20 protein-coding genes and 1 other RNA gene (1 of these 21 cut by a window edge) are annotated in these 17,136 nt (G+C 56.2%); 10 read left to right on the forward strand and 11 right to left on the reverse strand.

Annotated elements, in window-relative coordinates:
• Positions 1–82: 82 nt before the first annotated feature.
• Positions 83–2,185, reverse strand: coding sequence for an AsmA family protein (locus tag M2305_RS10600; RefSeq protein WP_408871492.1), 2,103 nt, complete (start codon positions 2,183–2,185; stop codon positions 83–85).
• 113 nt (positions 2,186–2,298) lie between these two features.
• On the opposite strand from M2305_RS10600, the gene M2305_RS10605 reads away from it, so the two are divergent.
• Complete coding sequence (locus M2305_RS10605; protein WP_264649319.1) at positions 2,299–2,850, forward strand: biliverdin-producing heme oxygenase; 552 nt, start codon at positions 2,299–2,301, stop codon at positions 2,848–2,850.
• Here M2305_RS10605 and M2305_RS10610 read toward each other — a convergent pair.
• The 7 genes from M2305_RS10610 to efp all read right to left on the reverse strand — a co-directional run bounded on the left by M2305_RS10610 (position 2,840) and on the right by efp (position 10,494).
• Positions 2,840–4,234, reverse strand: a complete 1,395-nt coding sequence (locus tag M2305_RS10610; RefSeq protein ID WP_264649320.1) for a glycosyltransferase family 2 protein — start codon at positions 4,232–4,234, stop codon at positions 2,840–2,842. The genes M2305_RS10605 and M2305_RS10610 overlap by 11 nt on opposite strands.
• 9 nt (positions 4,235–4,243) lie before the next feature.
• Positions 4,244–6,046, reverse strand: a complete 1,803-nt coding sequence (gene lepA, locus M2305_RS10615; protein WP_264649321.1) for a translation elongation factor 4 — start codon at positions 6,044–6,046, stop codon at positions 4,244–4,246.
• An 83-nt stretch (positions 6,047–6,129) separates the two neighbouring features.
• Positions 6,130–7,131 carry a peptidoglycan -binding protein gene (locus M2305_RS10620; protein WP_264649322.1) on the reverse strand — a complete coding sequence of 334 codons (1,002 nt, stop codon included), beginning with the start codon at positions 7,129–7,131 and terminating at the stop codon, positions 6,130–6,132.
• 2 nt (positions 7,132–7,133) lie between these two features.
• Entirely contained in the window at positions 7,134–8,282 is a 1,149-nt protein-coding gene (locus M2305_RS10625) for a hypothetical protein (RefSeq protein ID WP_064274969.1), read from the reverse strand.
• Between the two features lie 17 nt (positions 8,283–8,299).
• Positions 8,300–9,037 (reverse strand): OmpA family protein, encoded by a 738-nt coding sequence (locus tag M2305_RS10630; protein WP_264649323.1) that lies wholly within the window; start codon positions 9,035–9,037, stop codon positions 8,300–8,302.
• Between the two features lie 60 nt (positions 9,038–9,097).
• On the reverse strand, positions 9,098–9,925 hold the full coding sequence (locus M2305_RS10635; protein ID WP_064274968.1) for an inositol monophosphatase family protein: 828 nt from the start codon (positions 9,923–9,925) through the stop codon (positions 9,098–9,100).
• A 2-nt stretch (positions 9,926–9,927) separates the two neighbouring features.
• Positions 9,928–10,494, reverse strand: a complete 567-nt coding sequence (efp, locus tag M2305_RS10640; RefSeq protein ID WP_046901304.1) for an elongation factor P — start codon at positions 10,492–10,494, stop codon at positions 9,928–9,930.
• Positions 10,495–10,710: 216 nt separating this feature from the next.
• Between efp and M2305_RS10645 the strand changes: the two genes are divergently transcribed.
• Positions 10,711–11,025 carry a carboxymuconolactone decarboxylase family protein gene (locus M2305_RS10645; protein WP_046901305.1) on the forward strand — a complete coding sequence of 105 codons (315 nt, stop codon included), beginning with the start codon at positions 10,711–10,713 and terminating at the stop codon, positions 11,023–11,025.
• A gap of 159 nt (positions 11,026–11,184) precedes the next feature.
• Here M2305_RS10645 and M2305_RS10650 read toward each other — a convergent pair whose 3' ends face one another.
• The gene (locus M2305_RS10650; protein ID WP_264649324.1) at positions 11,185–12,234 is read right to left on the reverse strand and encodes a lysine-2,3-aminomutase-like protein; all 1,050 of its coding nucleotides are present in this window, start codon (positions 12,232–12,234) and stop codon (positions 11,185–11,187) included.
• Positions 12,235–12,286: 52 nt separating this feature from the next.
• On the opposite strand from M2305_RS10650, the gene epmA reads away from it, so the two are divergent.
• From epmA to M2305_RS10665, 3 genes are all read left to right on the forward strand, one after another.
• Positions 12,287–13,282 carry an EF-P lysine aminoacylase EpmA gene (gene epmA, locus M2305_RS10655; protein WP_264649325.1) on the forward strand — a complete coding sequence of 332 codons (996 nt, stop codon included), beginning with the start codon at positions 12,287–12,289 and terminating at the stop codon, positions 13,280–13,282.
• A 107-nt stretch (positions 13,283–13,389) separates the two neighbouring features.
• A complete protein-coding gene (locus tag M2305_RS10660; protein ID WP_046902037.1) occupies positions 13,390–13,812 on the forward strand; it encodes a hypothetical protein in 423 nt (140 codons plus the stop codon).
• Positions 13,813–13,869: 57 nt separating this feature from the next.
• Positions 13,870–14,601, forward strand: coding sequence for a fasciclin domain-containing protein (locus M2305_RS10665; RefSeq protein WP_264649326.1), 732 nt, complete (start codon positions 13,870–13,872; stop codon positions 14,599–14,601).
• Between the two features lie 24 nt (positions 14,602–14,625).
• Here the strand turns inward: M2305_RS10665 and M2305_RS10670 are convergent, their stop codons facing one another.
• Both M2305_RS10670 and M2305_RS10675 read right to left on the reverse strand, forming a co-directional pair.
• Positions 14,626–15,204 carry a thiamine phosphate synthase gene (locus M2305_RS10670; protein ID WP_264649327.1) on the reverse strand — a complete coding sequence of 193 codons (579 nt, stop codon included), beginning with the start codon at positions 15,202–15,204 and terminating at the stop codon, positions 14,626–14,628.
• Between the two features lie 32 nt (positions 15,205–15,236).
• Entirely contained in the window at positions 15,237–15,644 is a 408-nt protein-coding gene (locus M2305_RS10675; RefSeq protein ID WP_264649329.1) for a hypothetical protein, read from the reverse strand.
• Positions 15,645–15,685: 41 nt separating this feature from the next.
• Here M2305_RS10675 and M2305_RS10680 point away from each other — a divergent pair, with 41 nt between their 5' ends.
• From M2305_RS10680 to M2305_RS10700, 5 genes are all read left to right on the forward strand, one after another.
• A complete protein-coding gene (locus M2305_RS10680) occupies positions 15,686–15,901 on the forward strand; it encodes a hypothetical protein (protein ID WP_086634867.1) in 216 nt (71 codons plus the stop codon).
• 3 nt (positions 15,902–15,904) lie between these two features.
• A complete protein-coding gene (locus tag M2305_RS10685) occupies positions 15,905–16,249 on the forward strand; it encodes a cell division protein ZapA (RefSeq protein WP_046901310.1) in 345 nt (114 codons plus the stop codon).
• 47 nt (positions 16,250–16,296) lie between these two features.
• Positions 16,297–16,453, forward strand: a non-coding RNA gene (ssrS, locus tag M2305_RS10690) — 6S RNA.
• A 43-nt stretch (positions 16,454–16,496) separates the two neighbouring features.
• Positions 16,497–17,021, forward strand: coding sequence for a 5-formyltetrahydrofolate cyclo-ligase (locus tag M2305_RS10695; RefSeq protein ID WP_317215606.1), 525 nt, complete (start codon positions 16,497–16,499; stop codon positions 17,019–17,021).
• Between the two features lie 3 nt (positions 17,022–17,024).
• A protein-coding gene (locus M2305_RS10700; protein WP_046901312.1) for a TIGR00282 family metallophosphoesterase crosses the window boundary here: on the forward strand, positions 17,025–17,136 show its beginning. 704 nt of this gene lie beyond the right edge of the window; only the first 112 of its 816 coding nucleotides appear in the window; it begins with the start codon at positions 17,025–17,027; its stop codon lies off the right edge, out of view.

Raw genomic sequence — 17,136 nt, forward strand, 5'->3', positions numbered from 1 at the left:
GATCAGGCACTCCGGCGGGAATGAAAATTTTGCTCAGCTATAGTGAAAAAAGTTCATTCCGCCATGGGGCCTTGGTGATTTTTCATTTCGGGTTCGTTTTTTGAGCCCATGCTTTTTTGACCTGAGCGGGTGTCAGGCGCTTCGCAGGCTTGCCAGAAGATGCCGCCTTTGACGGATGTGGAACACTGCTCGCTCCACCTCCTGTCGTCCCGCCTGGCGCAATGCCGGCAGCCGGGTTGGTGTTGGCTTCCCGTACCGCACGTTCACAGGCTGAGCCTTCCCCAACACCCAGTTGAATGGTTGGGATGAGCGCAGCAGGCGGGAAGAGAACACCGAGGCCTACGGACGCTGCAACACGTCCTACCAGTTCTGCGCCCGGCAGAATATTGGGGCCGCTGAGGGGGCCAAAAATATGCACTGCGCCTGGAAGAGAGAGGATCTGAGGGTGAATTGAGCGGGTGGTGACAGCATAGTCAAGAGTATCGTTGTGGAAATTGACTGTTCCCGTTCCGGTCGTGCGGGTGGTTTCTGTCTGGAGCAGTAGAGACTTGGTTTTCAGAATGCCGCTATCCAGGGGCATATCAGCGACCAGACATTCAAGTCTCGATCGATTTGGAATTCCAAGAGCGGACAACACTGCTGATCCCAGCTTTAGGCCCAGCAGATCTGGAAGAAGGGCCGTAACGTCTCCGCCCCGATCCAGCACAAGTGTGGTTCCGCCATCTCCGTTCGCGACCAGCGATGCGACGGAATTTCCTGTTGATGTCAGCGTGACATGGCCACCGATTGTTCCCTCACCTTTGAAGGTGTCAGTTGCTTTCATGATCTGCGAGAGGGGGAGGCGAGAAACATCAAGGCGGAACTTGGTCCGGAACTGCTCATTCTTCGTTGGTTCCAGGGTCGCAGCGGCGCTGATTTTCCCGGATCCTGTCGCAAAAGTCAGATGTTTCAGATCAATAGCGCCGTCTTTGACCTCGAACTCCGTATCGATGTTGTCCAGCGGCAGGTCTTTGTTGCGAATATGATCACCGTGATAGGTCACGTGGGCATTCACGGCATTCAGCTTGGGAACATTGATTTTCTGATCGGGCAGCACGCTTTTGCTTGGAGGAGCGGTTTTCTTTGCCTCGCCCGTTTTCGCACCAATGAATCCTCCGAGATCCGCCAGATCGACTGAGCGCGAGTGTAGGGCAGCCTCAACGAAAGGTGGTTTCAGGTGGGGATTGACGTTGATGTCTCCACCAATGTCAGACGATCCCATCTTCCCTTCAAATTTCTGGAAACGAATGGCATTTTCGGAATATCCGAGGTTGCCCGTGATGCTGTAGGCCGGAGTGTGCGGCACAGGAACACCCGTCAGTCCATAAAGCAAAGACATGTCTGGGCCCGCGAAGTGAAGGGCGAGCTTTGTTCCCTTGAAGTGCAGTGGGTCGTCGACCGTTCCCTTGAGGGTTACGTAGGTTGGGCCGTTAGCGATACGCCCATCAATGGGGTACGGCTCAGCAGGCTTGGTGAGCGAGAGAAGAGCTCCACCAACAATGTGCCCGTTGATTGGTGCCTGAGCGTAGCGCCCCTTGAGATCAACGACGACGTTTCCTTTTTGATTGGCCTGAGCCGGTGTTGTGTGAACAAGCACGTGCATATCGGTTTTCAACTGAGCAAGTGCCAGATGAATGTCCGCATTCTGGATGTCGATTTCGCCGAGATCCGGTAGCGTTGTTGTGCTTGAGGATGAGGCTGATTGGTTATCTTTGGATGTGTCGCCGAACGTATAATTATTACGGCCGTTCATCAGGGAAATAATGTCCCCTCTCGGCGTATCCATGCGGATTACCGGGATAAAAAGGCCACGTCCGGTCAGGTAGCGCCAGACATCCACTTTCACTGTCAGGGATTTGGCAGACGCAAAGTCAGATTTTTCTTTTTCAAAGCCTTCGGGTTGGGAAATTTTCAGGTCATCGACCGTGACGCTGGTGCGCAGGCCGGGTGAAACGTGAAGATGAGCAATGCTGACCGGGCGATGCAATGCCGCCGAGGCTTTGCGATTAATGAGAGGTACGAACCAGTCCCATTGCCAGACAAGCACCAGAACGATGATGGCAATGGCGAGAGCGCCCAAAAAGCCGCCTGCTACTTTTAGAACAGGATGCTTGCGACGAACCTTTTGGGACGAGGCATCACTCATCATTGAAACTCCACATCACGAAAAATCTGGCCGAAGAAGAAATATGACTGCATTGGTATGAATACGATTTGCAGCCGACCCAGTTGCGCCTGAAGACATTAAGAGCGTGGAAAATGAGTGAGACCGTGAACGATATCAGAGCCGAGCATGATCCCCTGACAGCCTTGCGTCAGGTCAGTCGCACTGTGCATGAACGGGTCGATCAGGCGTATTCACGTTTCAATCTGTCAGATCCAACGTCTTATGGTGCCTTTCTGCAGGCCCATGCGAAGGTGTTGCCTGCTGTGGAGCAGTGGCTTGCCACGCAGCATGATTTGCCAGCGTGGCGTGGTCGCACTGATCTTTTGCAACGCGATCTACAAACTCTTGGCCACTCGCTGCCCCCAGCGCTGGATTGGTATCCCCCAACGGGAGCGGGAGGTGCCCTGGGTGCTCTCTATGTGCTGGAAGGATCTCGCCTTGGTGGCAAGATGCTGTCAGCGCCGGTGGGGGAAGGGCTACCCCGGGAATATTTGTCGGCAGCGCATGAAAAGGGTGGCTGGCCCGCGTTCCTTCAGATGCTGCGAGAGCGACTTTCCACCGGGGATGCGACTTATCGGGCTGCGGTCATGGATGGTGTGACGGCAACGTTTGATTTGTTTCGGAAGGCAGCTGTTACGGACTGACGGGCCGGACGCTCAACGGAACGAGCCCTGGGAATGTGACGGCCAACTGTTCTGCCTCTGTGGGAGAGAGCATGGCAATTGCACACCCCAGTGCAGTTGCATCAGGGGCAGGAAGTCTTTCAATGCCCCGAAGCAGCGCTTCTAGTGTGTGTCCGCCCTGACTCAGCACCATCAACGCCGTGAGGCGTGCGTAGAGCTCGGACGTGGCTTCCTGAGGGAGCAGCGTGGGATCAGGGATTTCAAGTTCGACACTCTGCCCCGTGATTGCAGAAGCCATACTCTGGTCTTCTGGGTGGAAACGTAAGGGAACGGCTGCGAGAAGTGATGGAGAGCCTGTGATGGTCAGGCACGGCGCCTGGCAGGGGCGTTCAGGAAAAAGAAATGCAGGATATGGCGAGACTGAACTGGCCTCGACAGCAAGGATCATCCGGACATGCCGGGTAGGGTCCAGATCAGTCGCTGGAAGGGCAATGAGTTGCTCTGTGTGAAGGTCCAGCACGAACGGCTGTGTCTCACTGAACGCGTAAAATTGAAAATCAGGAAACGTGCTGTTATCTTCCGCAGAAAGCGCGGAGGCACTGAGACCAAGCTTTTCCAATGTATTTTCGTCATGGTGGACTACGGTCTGGCGAAGGCGCCAGTAAAGGTCAGTCAAACCTGACTGAACAAGCGAGGCGGCAATTCGGCGCGTTTCAGGTAGCCAACGCTGCGGTCCTGTTTCCAATGCATCATTGCGATCAAAATGTTTCCAGGCCTCTTCTGGCGTTTCACTTGAACCGCGTTGGAAAAAGCTCTGGCGATCGCCTGCTGCGTAATGAAGAACGCGTGCCTGAGACCAGTCAGGATGAGAACTGATATGTCCGAAAGGGTCAGGCAAAGCGCTTTCGAACCGGTCAGCCGGTAAAAGGGTTCGCGTGACTCTGTGGTCAGCACTCTCAAGAAGTGCGTGATGCGTGAAGGCTTGGCTCGGTGCAAAGGGCGACGGTGTTTCATGGCCATTGGAACCAAACAGACACCAGTTTACCGGAATGGGCTGCCCATTTGCTGAACCCAGAAACTCTTCAAGAGACGAGGCCTGTTCAAGATGCAGATATTCGTCTGCGGCTAGAATCATCATCCAATCGAATTCGGTGCGCCCTTGTTCAAAAACAGCCTTTTGAAAGGCTGTCTGGCGCTCCAGACGATCGGGGATATTCTTGTCCGATCGTTGAAGACGAATGTCGTAAAATGAAGCGGCATTGGAAAGAAGAGTCCAAGTGCCGTCAGTTGAATGATCGTCGCAGACGATCAGTGTTGAGAACCCAATCGTGGCATGGTGACTGAGCCACCAGCCGATGTTGTCGGCCTCGTTATGGACGAACAGGACAGCGGCTGTTTTGGGCATAAGGCTGGGTTAATCCATTTTGAGAGCTGCGAGGAAGGCACTCTGCGGAATTTCGACCTTACCAAACTGTCTCATCCGTTTCTTGCCTTCTTTCTGCTTGTCCAGAAGTTTGCGCTTACGGGAGATGTCACCACCATAGCATTTTGCCGTCACGTCCTTGGACAGCGCACCAATGGTTTCGCGGGCAATGACCTTGGAGCCGATAGCGGCCTGAATGGCGATCTTGAAGAGCTGTTTGGGGATCAGATCCTTAAGCTTGCCACAGATTGCCCGTCCGCGCATCTCGGCTACCGTGCGGTGAGCAACGAAGGACAGCGCATCCACTGGCTCATGATTGACCAGAATGGAAATGCGGACCAGGTCGCTCTCTTCGTATCCATCAACCTGATAGTCGAAGGACGCATATCCGCGGGTCAGGGATTTCAGACGATCATAGAAGTCAAACACAACTTCATTGAGCGGAAGACGATAGACGGCCATCGCACGGTTGCCGACATACGTGAGGTCGACCTGAATACCGCGACGTTCTGAGCAGAGTGTCAGCACGGAACCCAGATATTCATCCTGAACCATGATCGTAGCCTTGATCCAAGGCTCTTCAATGGTTTCGATTTGGGCAGGATCCGGCATGTCTGCAGGATTATGCAGTTCTTCCTTCGTGCCGTTCGTCAGTGTCATGCGATAGACGACAGACGGCGCGGTGGCGATCAGATCCAGATTGAATTCGCGGGAGAGGCGTTCCTGGATGATCTCCAGATGAAGCAGTCCGAGGAATCCGCAGCGGAAGCCGAAGCCAAGAGCGGCAGAGCTTTCCGCCTCGAAGTGGAAAGATGCATCGTTCAGACGAAGCTTGCCAAGGCTGTCACGCAGCTTCTCGAAATCGTCGGCGTCGATCGGGAAGAGGCCGCACCACACCACAGGGATGGAAGGTTTGAAGCCTGCAAGCGCCTTTTCGGCCGGCTTGCGATCCAGGGTAATGGTGTCACCGACCGCGACGTCCGCAACGGTTTTGATGGCTGCATTAATGAAGCCCATCTCACCTGGACCAAGCTCCTCAACATTGGTCATCTTGGGAAGGAACACGCCGACCTGATCAACGTGATACGTCGAGCCGGCCTGCATCATACGAATGCGGTCACCGCGCTTGACGGTGCCATTCATGACGCGAATCAGAATGATCACGCCGAGGTAAGCATCGTACCAACTATCCACCAGAAGAGCTTGAAGCGGTGCTGAACGGTCACCCTTCGGCGCAGGCAGACGCGTTACAAGTGCTTCAAGGACGCCTTCGATATTGATGCCGGTTTTGGCGCTGATTTCCACAGCGTCATCTGCCGGGATGCCAATGACCTCTTCGATCTGCGTGCGAACACGCTCCGGCTCGGCTGCCGGAAGGTCGATCTTGTTCAGAACTGGCACGATTTCGTGGTTCGCGTCGATCGCCTGATAGACGTTTGCCAGCGTCTGGGCTTCCACGCCTTGGGACGCATCGACAACCAGCAGTGACCCCTCACAGGCGGCAAGCGAGCGACTGACTTCATATGCAAAGTCGACGTGGCCCGGCGTGTCCATGAGGTTCAGCGTGTAGATGTTCCCATCTTTGGCCGGGTACGTCAGGCGAACCGTCTGTGCCTTGATGGTAATGCCGCGCTCCTGCTCCAGCTCCATCGAATCGAGGACCTGAGCTTTCATCTCACGGGCCGTGAGAGCGCCACAGGCCTGGATCAGGCGGTCTGCAAGCGTCGATTTACCGTGGTCGATATGCGCAATGATCGAGAAATTGCGAATGAGGGAGAGCGGGGTTTCGGTCATGGCAGGTTACATACGGGATTATCGCAGGAATGTCAGCAGACCTGCGGAAAAGCCTGCCTTCGTGAAAAGGCAGGCAAGGGGAATCAGCGATCCGTCAGACGGAACTCGATCCTGCGGTTGCGGGCGTATGCCGCTGGCGTACTGGCTGCGTCAAGCGGCTGGAAGTCTGCAAACCCTGTTGCTGCCAGATGATGCGGGTCTACACCCTCGGCAATCAGAAGTTTCACAACAGTGATGGCCCGTTCAGAGGACAGTTCCCAGTTGCTCGGAAAAGCGCTGTGAATGGGCTGTCTATCTGCATGGCCGTCAATGCGCAGAATCCATGGGATGTCTGCGGGAATGGTTGAAGACACCTGTTTGAACGTCTTTGCCAGAGTAGTGATTTCTTTTTTGCCTTCACTGGTCAGATCAGCGCTGCCCTGAGGGAAAAGAATTTCTGACTGAAAAACAAACCGGTCTCCTACGACATTTACGCCCTTCTGGTTCTTCAGGATATCACGCAGACGGCCAAAAAATTCCGAGCGATACCGTTTGAGCTGGTTCACTTTGTCGGCTAAGGCGACGTTCAGCTTGTTTCCAAGATCCTGAATCTGCGTGTCTTTTGCTTGCTCGTTCTTTTTCTCGATATCGAGGGCATTGCTGATGGCCTGAAGCTGGCGTGTCAGCTCTTCGATCTGAGCCTGTAGGTCCGAGATTTTGCTGTTCTGCTGCTGGCTTGTACTGTCAGCAGAGGCAAGGGCCTGATCTTTGGACTGAAGCTGGCCATTCAGAAGAGCCATCTGTCCAGCCAAAGCCTTGAGCTGGTCTTCGTTCTTCTGCTTGTCATTGGCCAGGCTGGCGACCGTCGCATTCAGGGACTGGTTCTTGTCTTCCGTCATGGAGAGCATGTGTGACAGCTCAGCCAGCTGCTTCTGCAAAGCGTCCAGCGTGTGCTCGCGTCGCATCAGGGCGACGGACAAAAACTGTTGTCCCACCACAAAGACCAGAAGAACGAACGTGACGACCATCAGCAGTGTGGACAGAGCGTCCACATAGCCGGGCCAGGCATCCAGGGCGTTGTTGGGTCCGCGTCTGCGCCGGGCCATGGTCAGTCCTGCCTGCTGGAAGTGCCGTTTGCGGTGCCGGAGGCCGCAGCGATGGTCCGCGCGAGAACGCGCAGGTCATTGCGAATTTCACCGACAGTTTGGGCGCGACCTTGATGCAGTTCTTCAACGAGACGGGAAAGATGGCTCTCAATCCGAAGAAGAGGCGTGCCTTGCGAGCCCGGTTGACCCTCTTCACCCATCTGGCGAAGGAGTGGAACGAGGGCTGCATTCGTCTCAGCCGTGCGGGTCATGATCTGCTGATTGGCTTTCAGGAGTTCAGTCATGCCGCGCAGACGCTCCTGCAGGCTATCCAGCAGCTGAACCTCACGGACGCGGGCTTCTTCACTACGGGAAACGGCGTTCTGAAGCGTTTCAAGATTTTCCGCTGTCTGCTCGAGAAGGGCCTGCACATAGGCTGGGATCGGAGCCCCGTCGCTCTCAATGCTTGTGCCGCCGCTGACGCGTGTAACGCCCGCAAGCCATTCTTCCAGCTCATTGAAGAAGCGGCTTTGTGCCTGACCAGCTGTCAGATCCAGGAAGCCAAGAACCAGCGCTCCTGCCAGGCCGAACATGGAACCCGAGAATGCGGTCGACATGCCAGCCAGCGGACCGGCAAGGCCTGTCTTGAGCTGGTTGAACATGGCGTCCAGATCGCCGTTACCCGCTGACATTCCACCGATCACGGAGGCGATGGAGCTCACCGTCAGAAGCAGACCGTAGAAGGTGCCGAGAAGCCCCAGGAAAATCAGCAACTGCGTCATATAACGCGAAATTTCGCGGCTCTCATCCAATCGGGACGAGAGACTGTCCAGCATGGCCTGGGTTGTCTGGGTCGAGAGGGTCAGACGGTCCGTGCGACTGCGTGCGGCCAGCATGCTCGCCATTGGGGCGAGCAGTTTGGGCGGATTTGGAGCTGCAAGCCCAGCGCGGGGCTGACGGAGCATTTCCACCCAGCGAACTTCCGGCATGAGCCGCTGGACGACGCGCAGGTTCCAGATAATTCCCAAAATCAGAACGCCCAGAATGACGGCATCCAGCTTCGGGTTGGCATTGAAGGCGTTCAGGAGCGTCTTGGCCATAGACGCTGCGAGAAGCGCAACGGCGGCGAGAAAGACGCCCATACGCAGAAGGAAGGTGGTGGGACGGGTCACGGCGGGTCTTTCCTGGCTTATGGCGTGCCGTTTGCCGGGGTTGCGGAATCGGAGGGCGGCGGATTTTGCTCAGTGACGATATCGAGGCGGTCAGCCGGATTGGTATCGCCCTTGTCCGGACGTCCCATGGCGCGGGGATACAGGCGCGTGGTTGCAACGCCAGCATTGATGAAAATGGAGCGTACAGCCAGTGCCCTTGCAAGGGAAATGCGCCTTGGCATTGAAATGTCATCACCTGGCACCGTGGCATAGGCCGTCAGGATGATGCGTTTTTCAGGCTGATCCTTGAGTGAGGCGCCATAGGCCGTAAGGGCCTTGAGGCTCTCATCGGTGAGATCTGAACTCGACGGCGCGAAAATCACGCGCAGTCCACCTTCTGGCAGAGCTGTCGTGCTGCTCTTTGCATCAGCAACGGCCTTGATATCAACCGGTGGAGCGGGCGCATGCGTCTGAATGGGGACGAAAGGCGGCGGCAGCACAACAGGTGGCGGCGGTGCTGCGGGAACGGCAGGAACCGTCGTTTTGCCTGTACCTGTAGGTGCAGGGGCGCTGTGCGGAGCCGTGCTCCGCGACGGAGAAGGCGTCGCTGCGGCACGATGCGTGGTCTGGGAAGGGACTGCAGGTTTTGCAACGGCAGTCGGTTTGCCACTGGGAAGATCATCCAGATTGCTGGTGACCTGGGCATGCGCCCCAGAAGGCTGAAGGCAGGCCAGAACGGCCGCCACTGAGAGGGAGGTTAGGATCGGCCTGTACATAGGGGACCGATCCTAACCGAGCGTTCCATCCTCCCGCAATGGGGCAGGAGAGACTTCTGCTTACTCCCGGTTCAAAGCCTCATGCACGATACCGCGCAGAGTGCCATGAAGCTGGGCATTTCCAGCGACAACATTGACGTCGTCGTCGAGGTCATGAAGCTCCTGTCCGTCCGGATCAGTGGCGTGGCCACCAGCTTCCCGAACGATCAGCAGGCCTGCTGCGCAGTCCCATGGCTTGATGCCGAATTCCCAGTAACCTTCGTAACGGCCAGCTGCGACCCATGCGAGATCAAGGGCAGCGGCGCCGAAGCGGCGGATGCCTGCAACCTGCGGCATGAGAGCACCCAGAACGCGCGCGAAGGGCAGACGCTTGCTGCTGGGGACCTTTGCGAACGGAATACCTGTGGCGAACACGGCTTCCTGCATGTTCCGTCGTGCGGAAACGCGCAGGCGGCGCTCGTTCAGGAATGCGCCGATGCCTTTTTCAGCCCAGAACATTTCGTTGGCAGCAGGATTGTAAACCAGCCCGGAGACCAGTTCGACCGTACCATCCGGCAGGCGACGCTGAAGGCCAATGGAAATGGCCCAGTGCGGAATGCCGTGCAGGAAGTTCGTCGTGCCGTCCAGCGGATCGACAATCCAGCGCCACGTCCAGTTATCCCCGCCCGAGGGGCCTGATTCTTCCATGAGGAAGGCATAGCCTGGACGTGCGCGGGCGAGTTCTTCGCGGATGATGGTTTCTGCACGCAGGTCGGCCTGGGACACGAAGTCTCCCGGACCCTTGATGCTGACCTGAAGCTGCTCGACCTCTGCAAAATCGCGGAGCAGGCGGCGTGCTGCCTTCTGCGCTGCGTTCTGCATGACGGCCATGTGCGGGGAAAGACGCATGATCAGTCCTTGGCGCGCTCGACGTAGGACGCATCATCCGTACGGACAACGATGCGCTCGCCAGCTTCAATGAAAGGAGGAACCATGGTCTTCACGCCATTGGCGAGCATGGCTGGCTTGTAGGACGATGAGGCCGTCTGACCTTTCACGACCGGGTCCGCTTCGGTGATTTCGAGCGTGACATGCGGCGGCAGGGTCACGCCAACGGCGTCGCCTTCCACAAGCTTGACGCTCAGTTCCATGTTGTCCTGCAGGAACGGAAGCTGGTCACCCAGGATATCGGTTGGCAGGATAACCTGCTCGAATGTTTCCGGGTCCATCAGAACAATGTTTTCACCGTCCATGTAGGAATAGGTGAAGTCCTTGTCTTCCGTAATCAGGCGCTCAACGGTGTCTGCGGTGCGCCAGCGCTCGTTCGTCTTGTTGCCCGTCTTCAGGTCACGCATTTCAACCTGAATAAACGCGCCACCCTTACCCGGGGTGATGATCTGCTGCTTGAGAACCGTCCAGCGACGGCCATCGTGCTCGATGACCTGACCGGCGCGGATAAGGTTGGCTTGTTGCTTCATGTGTTGTCCTGACCCTGCAATAGTGGGTTTCTTATCACGTCTTGTGGGCTTCTAGCGCCGTGAAGGGGATTTCGGCAAGGCGCAAGGCGGCCTGAGTGGGCTGAATAACTCAGGAAAGTGTGAAGGATGTCGCTCTTGGAGGAAAAGTGAGAGGGGTTCATGCTCGCAATGGCCCTGTCGTGCAGGCGGGGACGGATAACTCAGGGGCTTGCTCTCATGTACGACATGAAAAATCTTTCCCGTATTTCCCATCTCGAAGCCAACGCCAGCAAGGGGATGGACGCTTTCTGGCAGTTTGATCGCGCTGCATTTGAAGACGGAACTGTCAGCGCTCTGACCAAGCAACTCGCTGCGGTTGCTGTCGCGCTGACCACGCAGTGCCCGTATTGCATCGAACTTCATGCCAAGGCTGCGCGTGAGGCAGGGGCAACAGACGCTCAGCTTTCAGAGATTGCTCTGGTGGCAGCGGCTATCCGTGCGGGTGGCGCCGTCACACATGCGACGCATCTGTTTCCGAAGACGGAAGGGTAAAGCTGGTGCTCGGGGCTGCGTCCCAGTTCGTTGGGTAAGCAGCTCCAAAGTTCGTCATTGGGCAACGCTCTATCGTGTTGAGCAAGCTTGTCCGCAGTTTAGGTGGTTAGAGTTGAAGGCTGAAAGAGGCCAGCATTCCGATGACCTGAGCGATAGGCCCTAACCTTCAAAATCCGCAATTCCTCCTTGAGGTGTACGGACTTTGCCCTTCTCTCCAGGCAACAGGTAATCCGGCCCCAGTGGGACTTTCCCTTTGCCATGGGGAATGTCGAGAACATATGTCGGCCATGCTAGGCCCGTGACGCGTCCACGAAGGCGGCCCAGCAAACCCCGACCTTCTTCAACGGGAACCTGAAAGTGACTGGTTCCCGGTGCGGCGTCGAGGTGATGCAGGTAATAAGGCTTGATACGTGCCCTCACGAGCGCGCGCAAAAGCGCCTCCAGCGAGGATTCCGTATCGTTCACCCCCCTTAAAAGAACAGACTGGGACAGAACCGGAATAGCGCGCGAAAGAATGGCGCGCACTGCCTTGCGGGCCTCTTCTGTCATTTCCCGTGCGTGATTGATGTGCGCGACGACCCACATGGCGCGATCTGTTTCCATGGCATCCAGCAGGTCCGGTGTAATGCGGGTCGGGTCTGCTACGGGAACACGGGAATGAATACGGATGGTCTCGATATGCGGAATCGCCGAGAGGGACTGAACAATATGTTTTAGTCGGCGTGGCGCGAGCATCAGAGGGTCACCGCCCGTCAGGATGATTTCGCGGATGGCGGGATGCGCCCGAACCCAGTCAAGCGCAGTTTCAAGCTCTTTATCCGTCAGAAGACCGCCGTCGGGGCCAACATGTTCACGTCGGAAACAGAAACGGCAGTAAAGTGGACAGATCAACAGGGGCTTCAGAAGCGCACGGTCTTCGTAACGATGTACGATCCCTTTGACGGGGGACAGCGCATCATCCCCAATCGGATCAACGGTTTCATAGGGCTGCGTGGTCAGTTCCCGGATGTCAGGGATGACCTGCTTTCCGATAGGGTCGTCTGAGGTTTCAATCAGTGCCTGGAACGCAGGTGGAATAGCTGTCGCAAAGTGGCTGCTGACAGCATCAAGGGTCGCTCTGTCAACTTCCGGAGCTAGCCCTGCCTGAATGAGATCAGATGGTGTGCGCAGCACATGCCGCTTGTTCGTGGTCTTGACCATATCGTGCATGTGGTGGCTCTAACGCTGGCTGGCTGTGTGTTGCAACAGGAACTCTTCCCTTATGACCCATTCCTCGTCCGATCATGACCGGATTGCTGAACGCCTGCCGTTGCTCAGGCGCCGGGCTGCGATGGTGCAGGCTACGCGAAAATTTTTCGATGATCGTGGTTATCTGGATGTGGAAACGCCTTACGCAGTTCCGGTTCCGGGTGAAGAAGTGCATCTTCGCTGCTTCCGGACAGAGCTGGAACAGCCTGATGGAGGCCGTGAAGCACGGTTCCTGCATACCAGTCCCGAATTTGCGATGAAACGAATTGTAGCGGCCACGGGGCTACCGATCTTCCAGCTCGCCCGGGTGTGGCGCAATGGAGAAAGTAGCTCCACGCATGTTCCGGAATTCACGATGCTCGAATGGTATGCGCCTGAAGCTGATCTTGCCGGCCTGATGGATGAGACGGAGTCTTACGTCAGGGCTCTTTTGCCGGAGCAGATCTATAGGGATGGAAGACTAATCCCCCTGTCTGTGCCGTTTGAACGTCTGACAATGCAGGATGCTTTTGCGCGATATGTCGGTGCAGATCTTCTGGCGACAGCCGGGAATGCAGAAGCTCTGGCGACACAGGCGGGCGCGGTGCTCAGAAACGGTGAGACCTGGGAAGATCTCTTTTTTCGCCTGCTTCTGGAGCGTGTCGAGCCTGTTATCGGCCGTGAAAGGCCTACTTTCCTGACGCACTGGCCTGCAGAGCAGGCGGCTCTTGCCCGCAAAGATCCGTCGGACGCGAGGGCAGCCTTGCGGTTTGAACTGTATATTGGTGGGATCGAACTGGCGAACGCGTTCGAAGAATTGACGGATCCTGTGGAGCAGCGCGAACGTTTCGCTACAGATCGGCAACGAAGACTCGAAATTTCGCCAGATCAGGACTGGCCGCTTGATGAAGCTTTTTTGACGGCATTGCCAGATATGCCATCATGTTCTGGTATTGCGCTGGGGTTTGATCGCCTCGTCATGCTTGCGACGGGGGCGCCTGCAATCCGTGACATTTTGTGGTTGGCATAGCCGTTTTGAAACTTGCAGGACTTTTAATCCGTTTCTATCTCCAAACGGGCTAGAACGTCTCACGAAGAAACATATCTGTGCTGGTCACACAGCCGGGGACAAAGAAAATGAAAAAGGCAAAGCTGCTTTCCGTCGTCGCTCTTCTGGCTCTTTCCGCCTGTGAGGTTCCTACCCTGCAGCAGCGCAAGGTTCTCGATTCGATGGTCGGGAAGTCTGAAGTGGACGTCATTCGCCAGTTTGGCGTCCCGACGAAAGACTACCAGGCAGAAGGTCACTCGTTCCTCGCCTATATCGACAACCAGACCCAGTATTCCGGTGGCGGCGGCTGGGGTTGGGGCGGCTGGGGCGGCGGCTATGGTGGCTGGGGCGGCGGTTGGGGCGGTGGCTGGGGTGGACCCGGCTATGGTGGCTACGGCGGCGGCTGGGGTGGCGGTTTCCCCGCGACCTATTACAACACAAGCTGTCAGACGACGTTTGAACTGGTAAGCGGTCACGTCGTGGGATGGACCATGCGCGGGGACGGGTGCTGAACCCGGTTTCCTCGTCTATGGTTCTGCGTCCTCTTTATTAAGACGGTGTGACCAGACATGCATGTGCGATTCGGTTTTTCCTCTGCCCCCGGCGCTTTGACCCGGTTCTCGGGTCTTCGTTCGGGCGCAGTGGCCCTGCTGGGGTTAGCTCTAGCAGGATGTCATGGGACGGACTGGTCGCATAATTATCAGGACAGTTTCGAGACAAAGGCAAAGACGTCCATGTCTTACATGCCTGACACTGTCGCCGATGCGTTCGAAAAGCCCAAGAATAACGAGCCGAGCACGCCGGTCGCTTATCACCGGCCTGCATCCCCGTCGTATGATGATCGTCCACTGGACGAAAATATCGCTGCGTCCGTGGAACTGGCCGACTATACGGCTGCGATCCGGCATGTTGGTCTGGTGCCCTGGATCACGGGACCGGGCCCTTATACTGTTTTCGCCATTCCAAATGAGGCTATGGAAAAGCTTTCGGCCCGCTGGCCTGGCGGGCTGATGGCCCCTGCGATGAAGGGTCAGTTGACCCATATTCTGGGCTATACGATCGCATCAGGAAAATGGGACGAAAAAGCCATTCGCAAGGCCATCGCCATAAACCATGGTCAGGGTATCGGTCTTAAGACGCTGTATGGGGATATCATCAGCGTGCATATTGACGCGCGGACAGGCGAAATTTTCCTGAATAATCCCGCCGGGCAGGTGGCTCATCTGTGGAGCCATTCGCTGCCGCAGTCCAATGGTGTTCTGTATTTCATGCGGGACGCGCTGCTTCCTGTTTCTCACTGAATCAAAGAAAAGCGCGCCACTTTTTTAGGTGCTGAGTGCGCTTATCAGCTGGATGACAATGTCCTGATCACTGCCATCCAGCTTTAGAGGGATGGCAAGGAAGTCAGCAGCAGAATCTCTGGCGGTCAGTGCAGCTTCGGCCGATACAATGTTTTCGGCCACGGCAGGAAGTTCCATTACGGACGTCCACCACTTAATCATGTCTGCATGTTCTGAAGGGAAGGCGATGTAGTCCGCGCCGCTTTCTCCGGCCTGCATCGCTTCGTCCCGGCTTTGGCAGAAGCATCCAATCTGAATATTTTCTCCTGCTATTTTGCGCAGGGCAGGCAGATTGTCTGGTGACGGCGCGTGGATACCATCAGCCACCTTTAAAAGATCTGGCGAGATAGAAACCGTTACATCCGCCACATCCAGCATCAGAGCGACGTCATTCTCGTGAAGCAGACTCACGAATTTGGAAAGCTGCTTTTTCTCGAGGTTGTGGGCTGTTGGAAAACGCAGTGCAGTGACCTCGGGGCGTGCGAGTAGCCCCGGCAATGCATCAAGCATTGCGGCTGTTTCGAATGTAGCGGGCAGAACGGGATAAAGATCGCAAGGTATCATGTGCAGAGTTTCGCAGATTCACGCGCGGCGGGCTAGCGTCGCCGTGGAGTAGGGGAAGGGCGGCCCGCAAGGACTCTCGTTTCATGGAGTTTGTCTGACTTCAAAGCTCTCATTTGCTGCTGAGACGCTTGGCAAACAACCCATCCAATCCCCGCCAGGAGTGCCATGCGCGCCAAAGCTGCGGAGGCGCCACAATCCAGAATGGAAAAAGCTTTCTGCTCCTGCACCACATCCAGCCACCAGGGAATTCCGAAGCTGTTTCCTGCGCCGTCAGGGGAGAGTGCCAGAAAGGGCTGAGAGTGCTGTGCTCTAAGTCTGGTCATTTCAGGGTAAGAAGAAATACTGAAAACTGGCAGCATCAGAGAAGGTGCAGCGCTTGACCTGATGAAGGGTTCGGGTCTTTCCTGAGCAGGTAGTCTAGGATGAGATGTGTCGGTCATAGTATTCGGCATAGTGATGGCATGAACGGAAAGAGCGCGTTTTGAGCGAGCAGACAGGATCTCTGCAGGACGATAGGACTATTGATCGTCTTGAGGAAGCGGTGGGACGAATTGCCACTGCGATGGAGCAGCAGGCCCGAATGCGGGAAGAGCGTGAGCGCGAGGCGCGTTCAGCTCCCGACCTGCCAGAGATTGCCGCAAACATCGATGCTTTATGTGTGCGTATCCGCGGAATTCTTGAACGAAAGGGAGAATGAGCCATGGGGCAGGTTTCCATTCGTCTGAACGGGTATGTTTACAGTGTTGGCTGCCAGGATGGAGAAGAACACCATCTTTATTCCATGGCACGCCAGGTTGAGAGCTGGCTTCAGCGGGCGAGGACCCTTGGTGGGGCCGCCAGCGAGTCCAAGACACTTATGATGGCTGCGCTCTTGATGGCAGACGAAATTTTCGAGCTGAAGCGCCGCCCGATTCCGGATGATATGCTGGCGACTGTTGAAGAAGCCAAAGCGGCCTTGCGTATCGCGGAATCCCGCCAGGCGAGGCTCGCACATTTGACGCAGCAGGTTGAGGGTTTGGCTGAGACACTCGAAAAGGAAGGGTAATCGACGGGTTCCCGTTGAATATCTTTCCGCAGTGTCTAATATGTAGTTCGGAGCTGCCTGGTGCGTCAGGCAAATCAACCCCCGGGCCGATAAGCATTCCTACGGGAACTGGCTCTGTCGTGGCCCTGGTCACGTTAACCGGTGCCCACCTGCACTTGCAGGTCTAGGAGGGCTGAAAAGACCAACGGCTTTGGCGGCTCCACAGATTTCTTCCATCGATCAGCAAAAAAAAGAACTCCGCGACCTCATGGCTGAGAAGCGCAGAAATGCGCCAGCGCATGCAGAAGCGGACCTTCTGGAACGGATTTTCAAAACCGTTCAGACTTATGATGCTCCGAGCGTAGCGGCAGTTTGGCCTCTGCCGGGAGAAATTGATCTTCGACCTTTGTGTTCCCGGCTGGCTCGTGATGGGCAACGCGTTGCGTTGCCTGAGACGACGCCAAAGGGAACGCCTCTCGTTTTTCGGGAGTGGAGCGAAAAGACGCCCATGCTGGCAGGTCGCTTTGGGACATCTCATCCTGATGGCCCCATCCTTGTTCCTGATCTTGTTCTTGTTCCTTTCCTGGCGTTTGACCGGAACGGTTTTCGCTTGGGCTATGGGGGCGGTTATTATGACCGCACCCTGGCGCAGCTGAATGTGCCCGCAATTGGCTTCGGTTTTGCCTTTCAGGAAATGAAAAGCATTCCCGTTGGGCCGTACGATATTCCCCTCTCTGTTGTCGTCACTGAAAAAGAGACGATTCAGACGAGGCCTTATAATTTGGAAGGCTGACTGTTGAGACTGCTGTTTCTGGGCGACGTTGTAGGTCGGAGTGGACGTGAAGCAATAACCGACAACTTGCCGGAGTGGCGTAAAAAGCTCTCTTTGGATCTGGTTGTCGTGAATG

This window comes from Gluconobacter cerinus (assembly GCF_025961355.1).
GTDB lineage: Bacteria > Pseudomonadota > Alphaproteobacteria > Acetobacterales > Acetobacteraceae > Gluconobacter > Gluconobacter cerinus.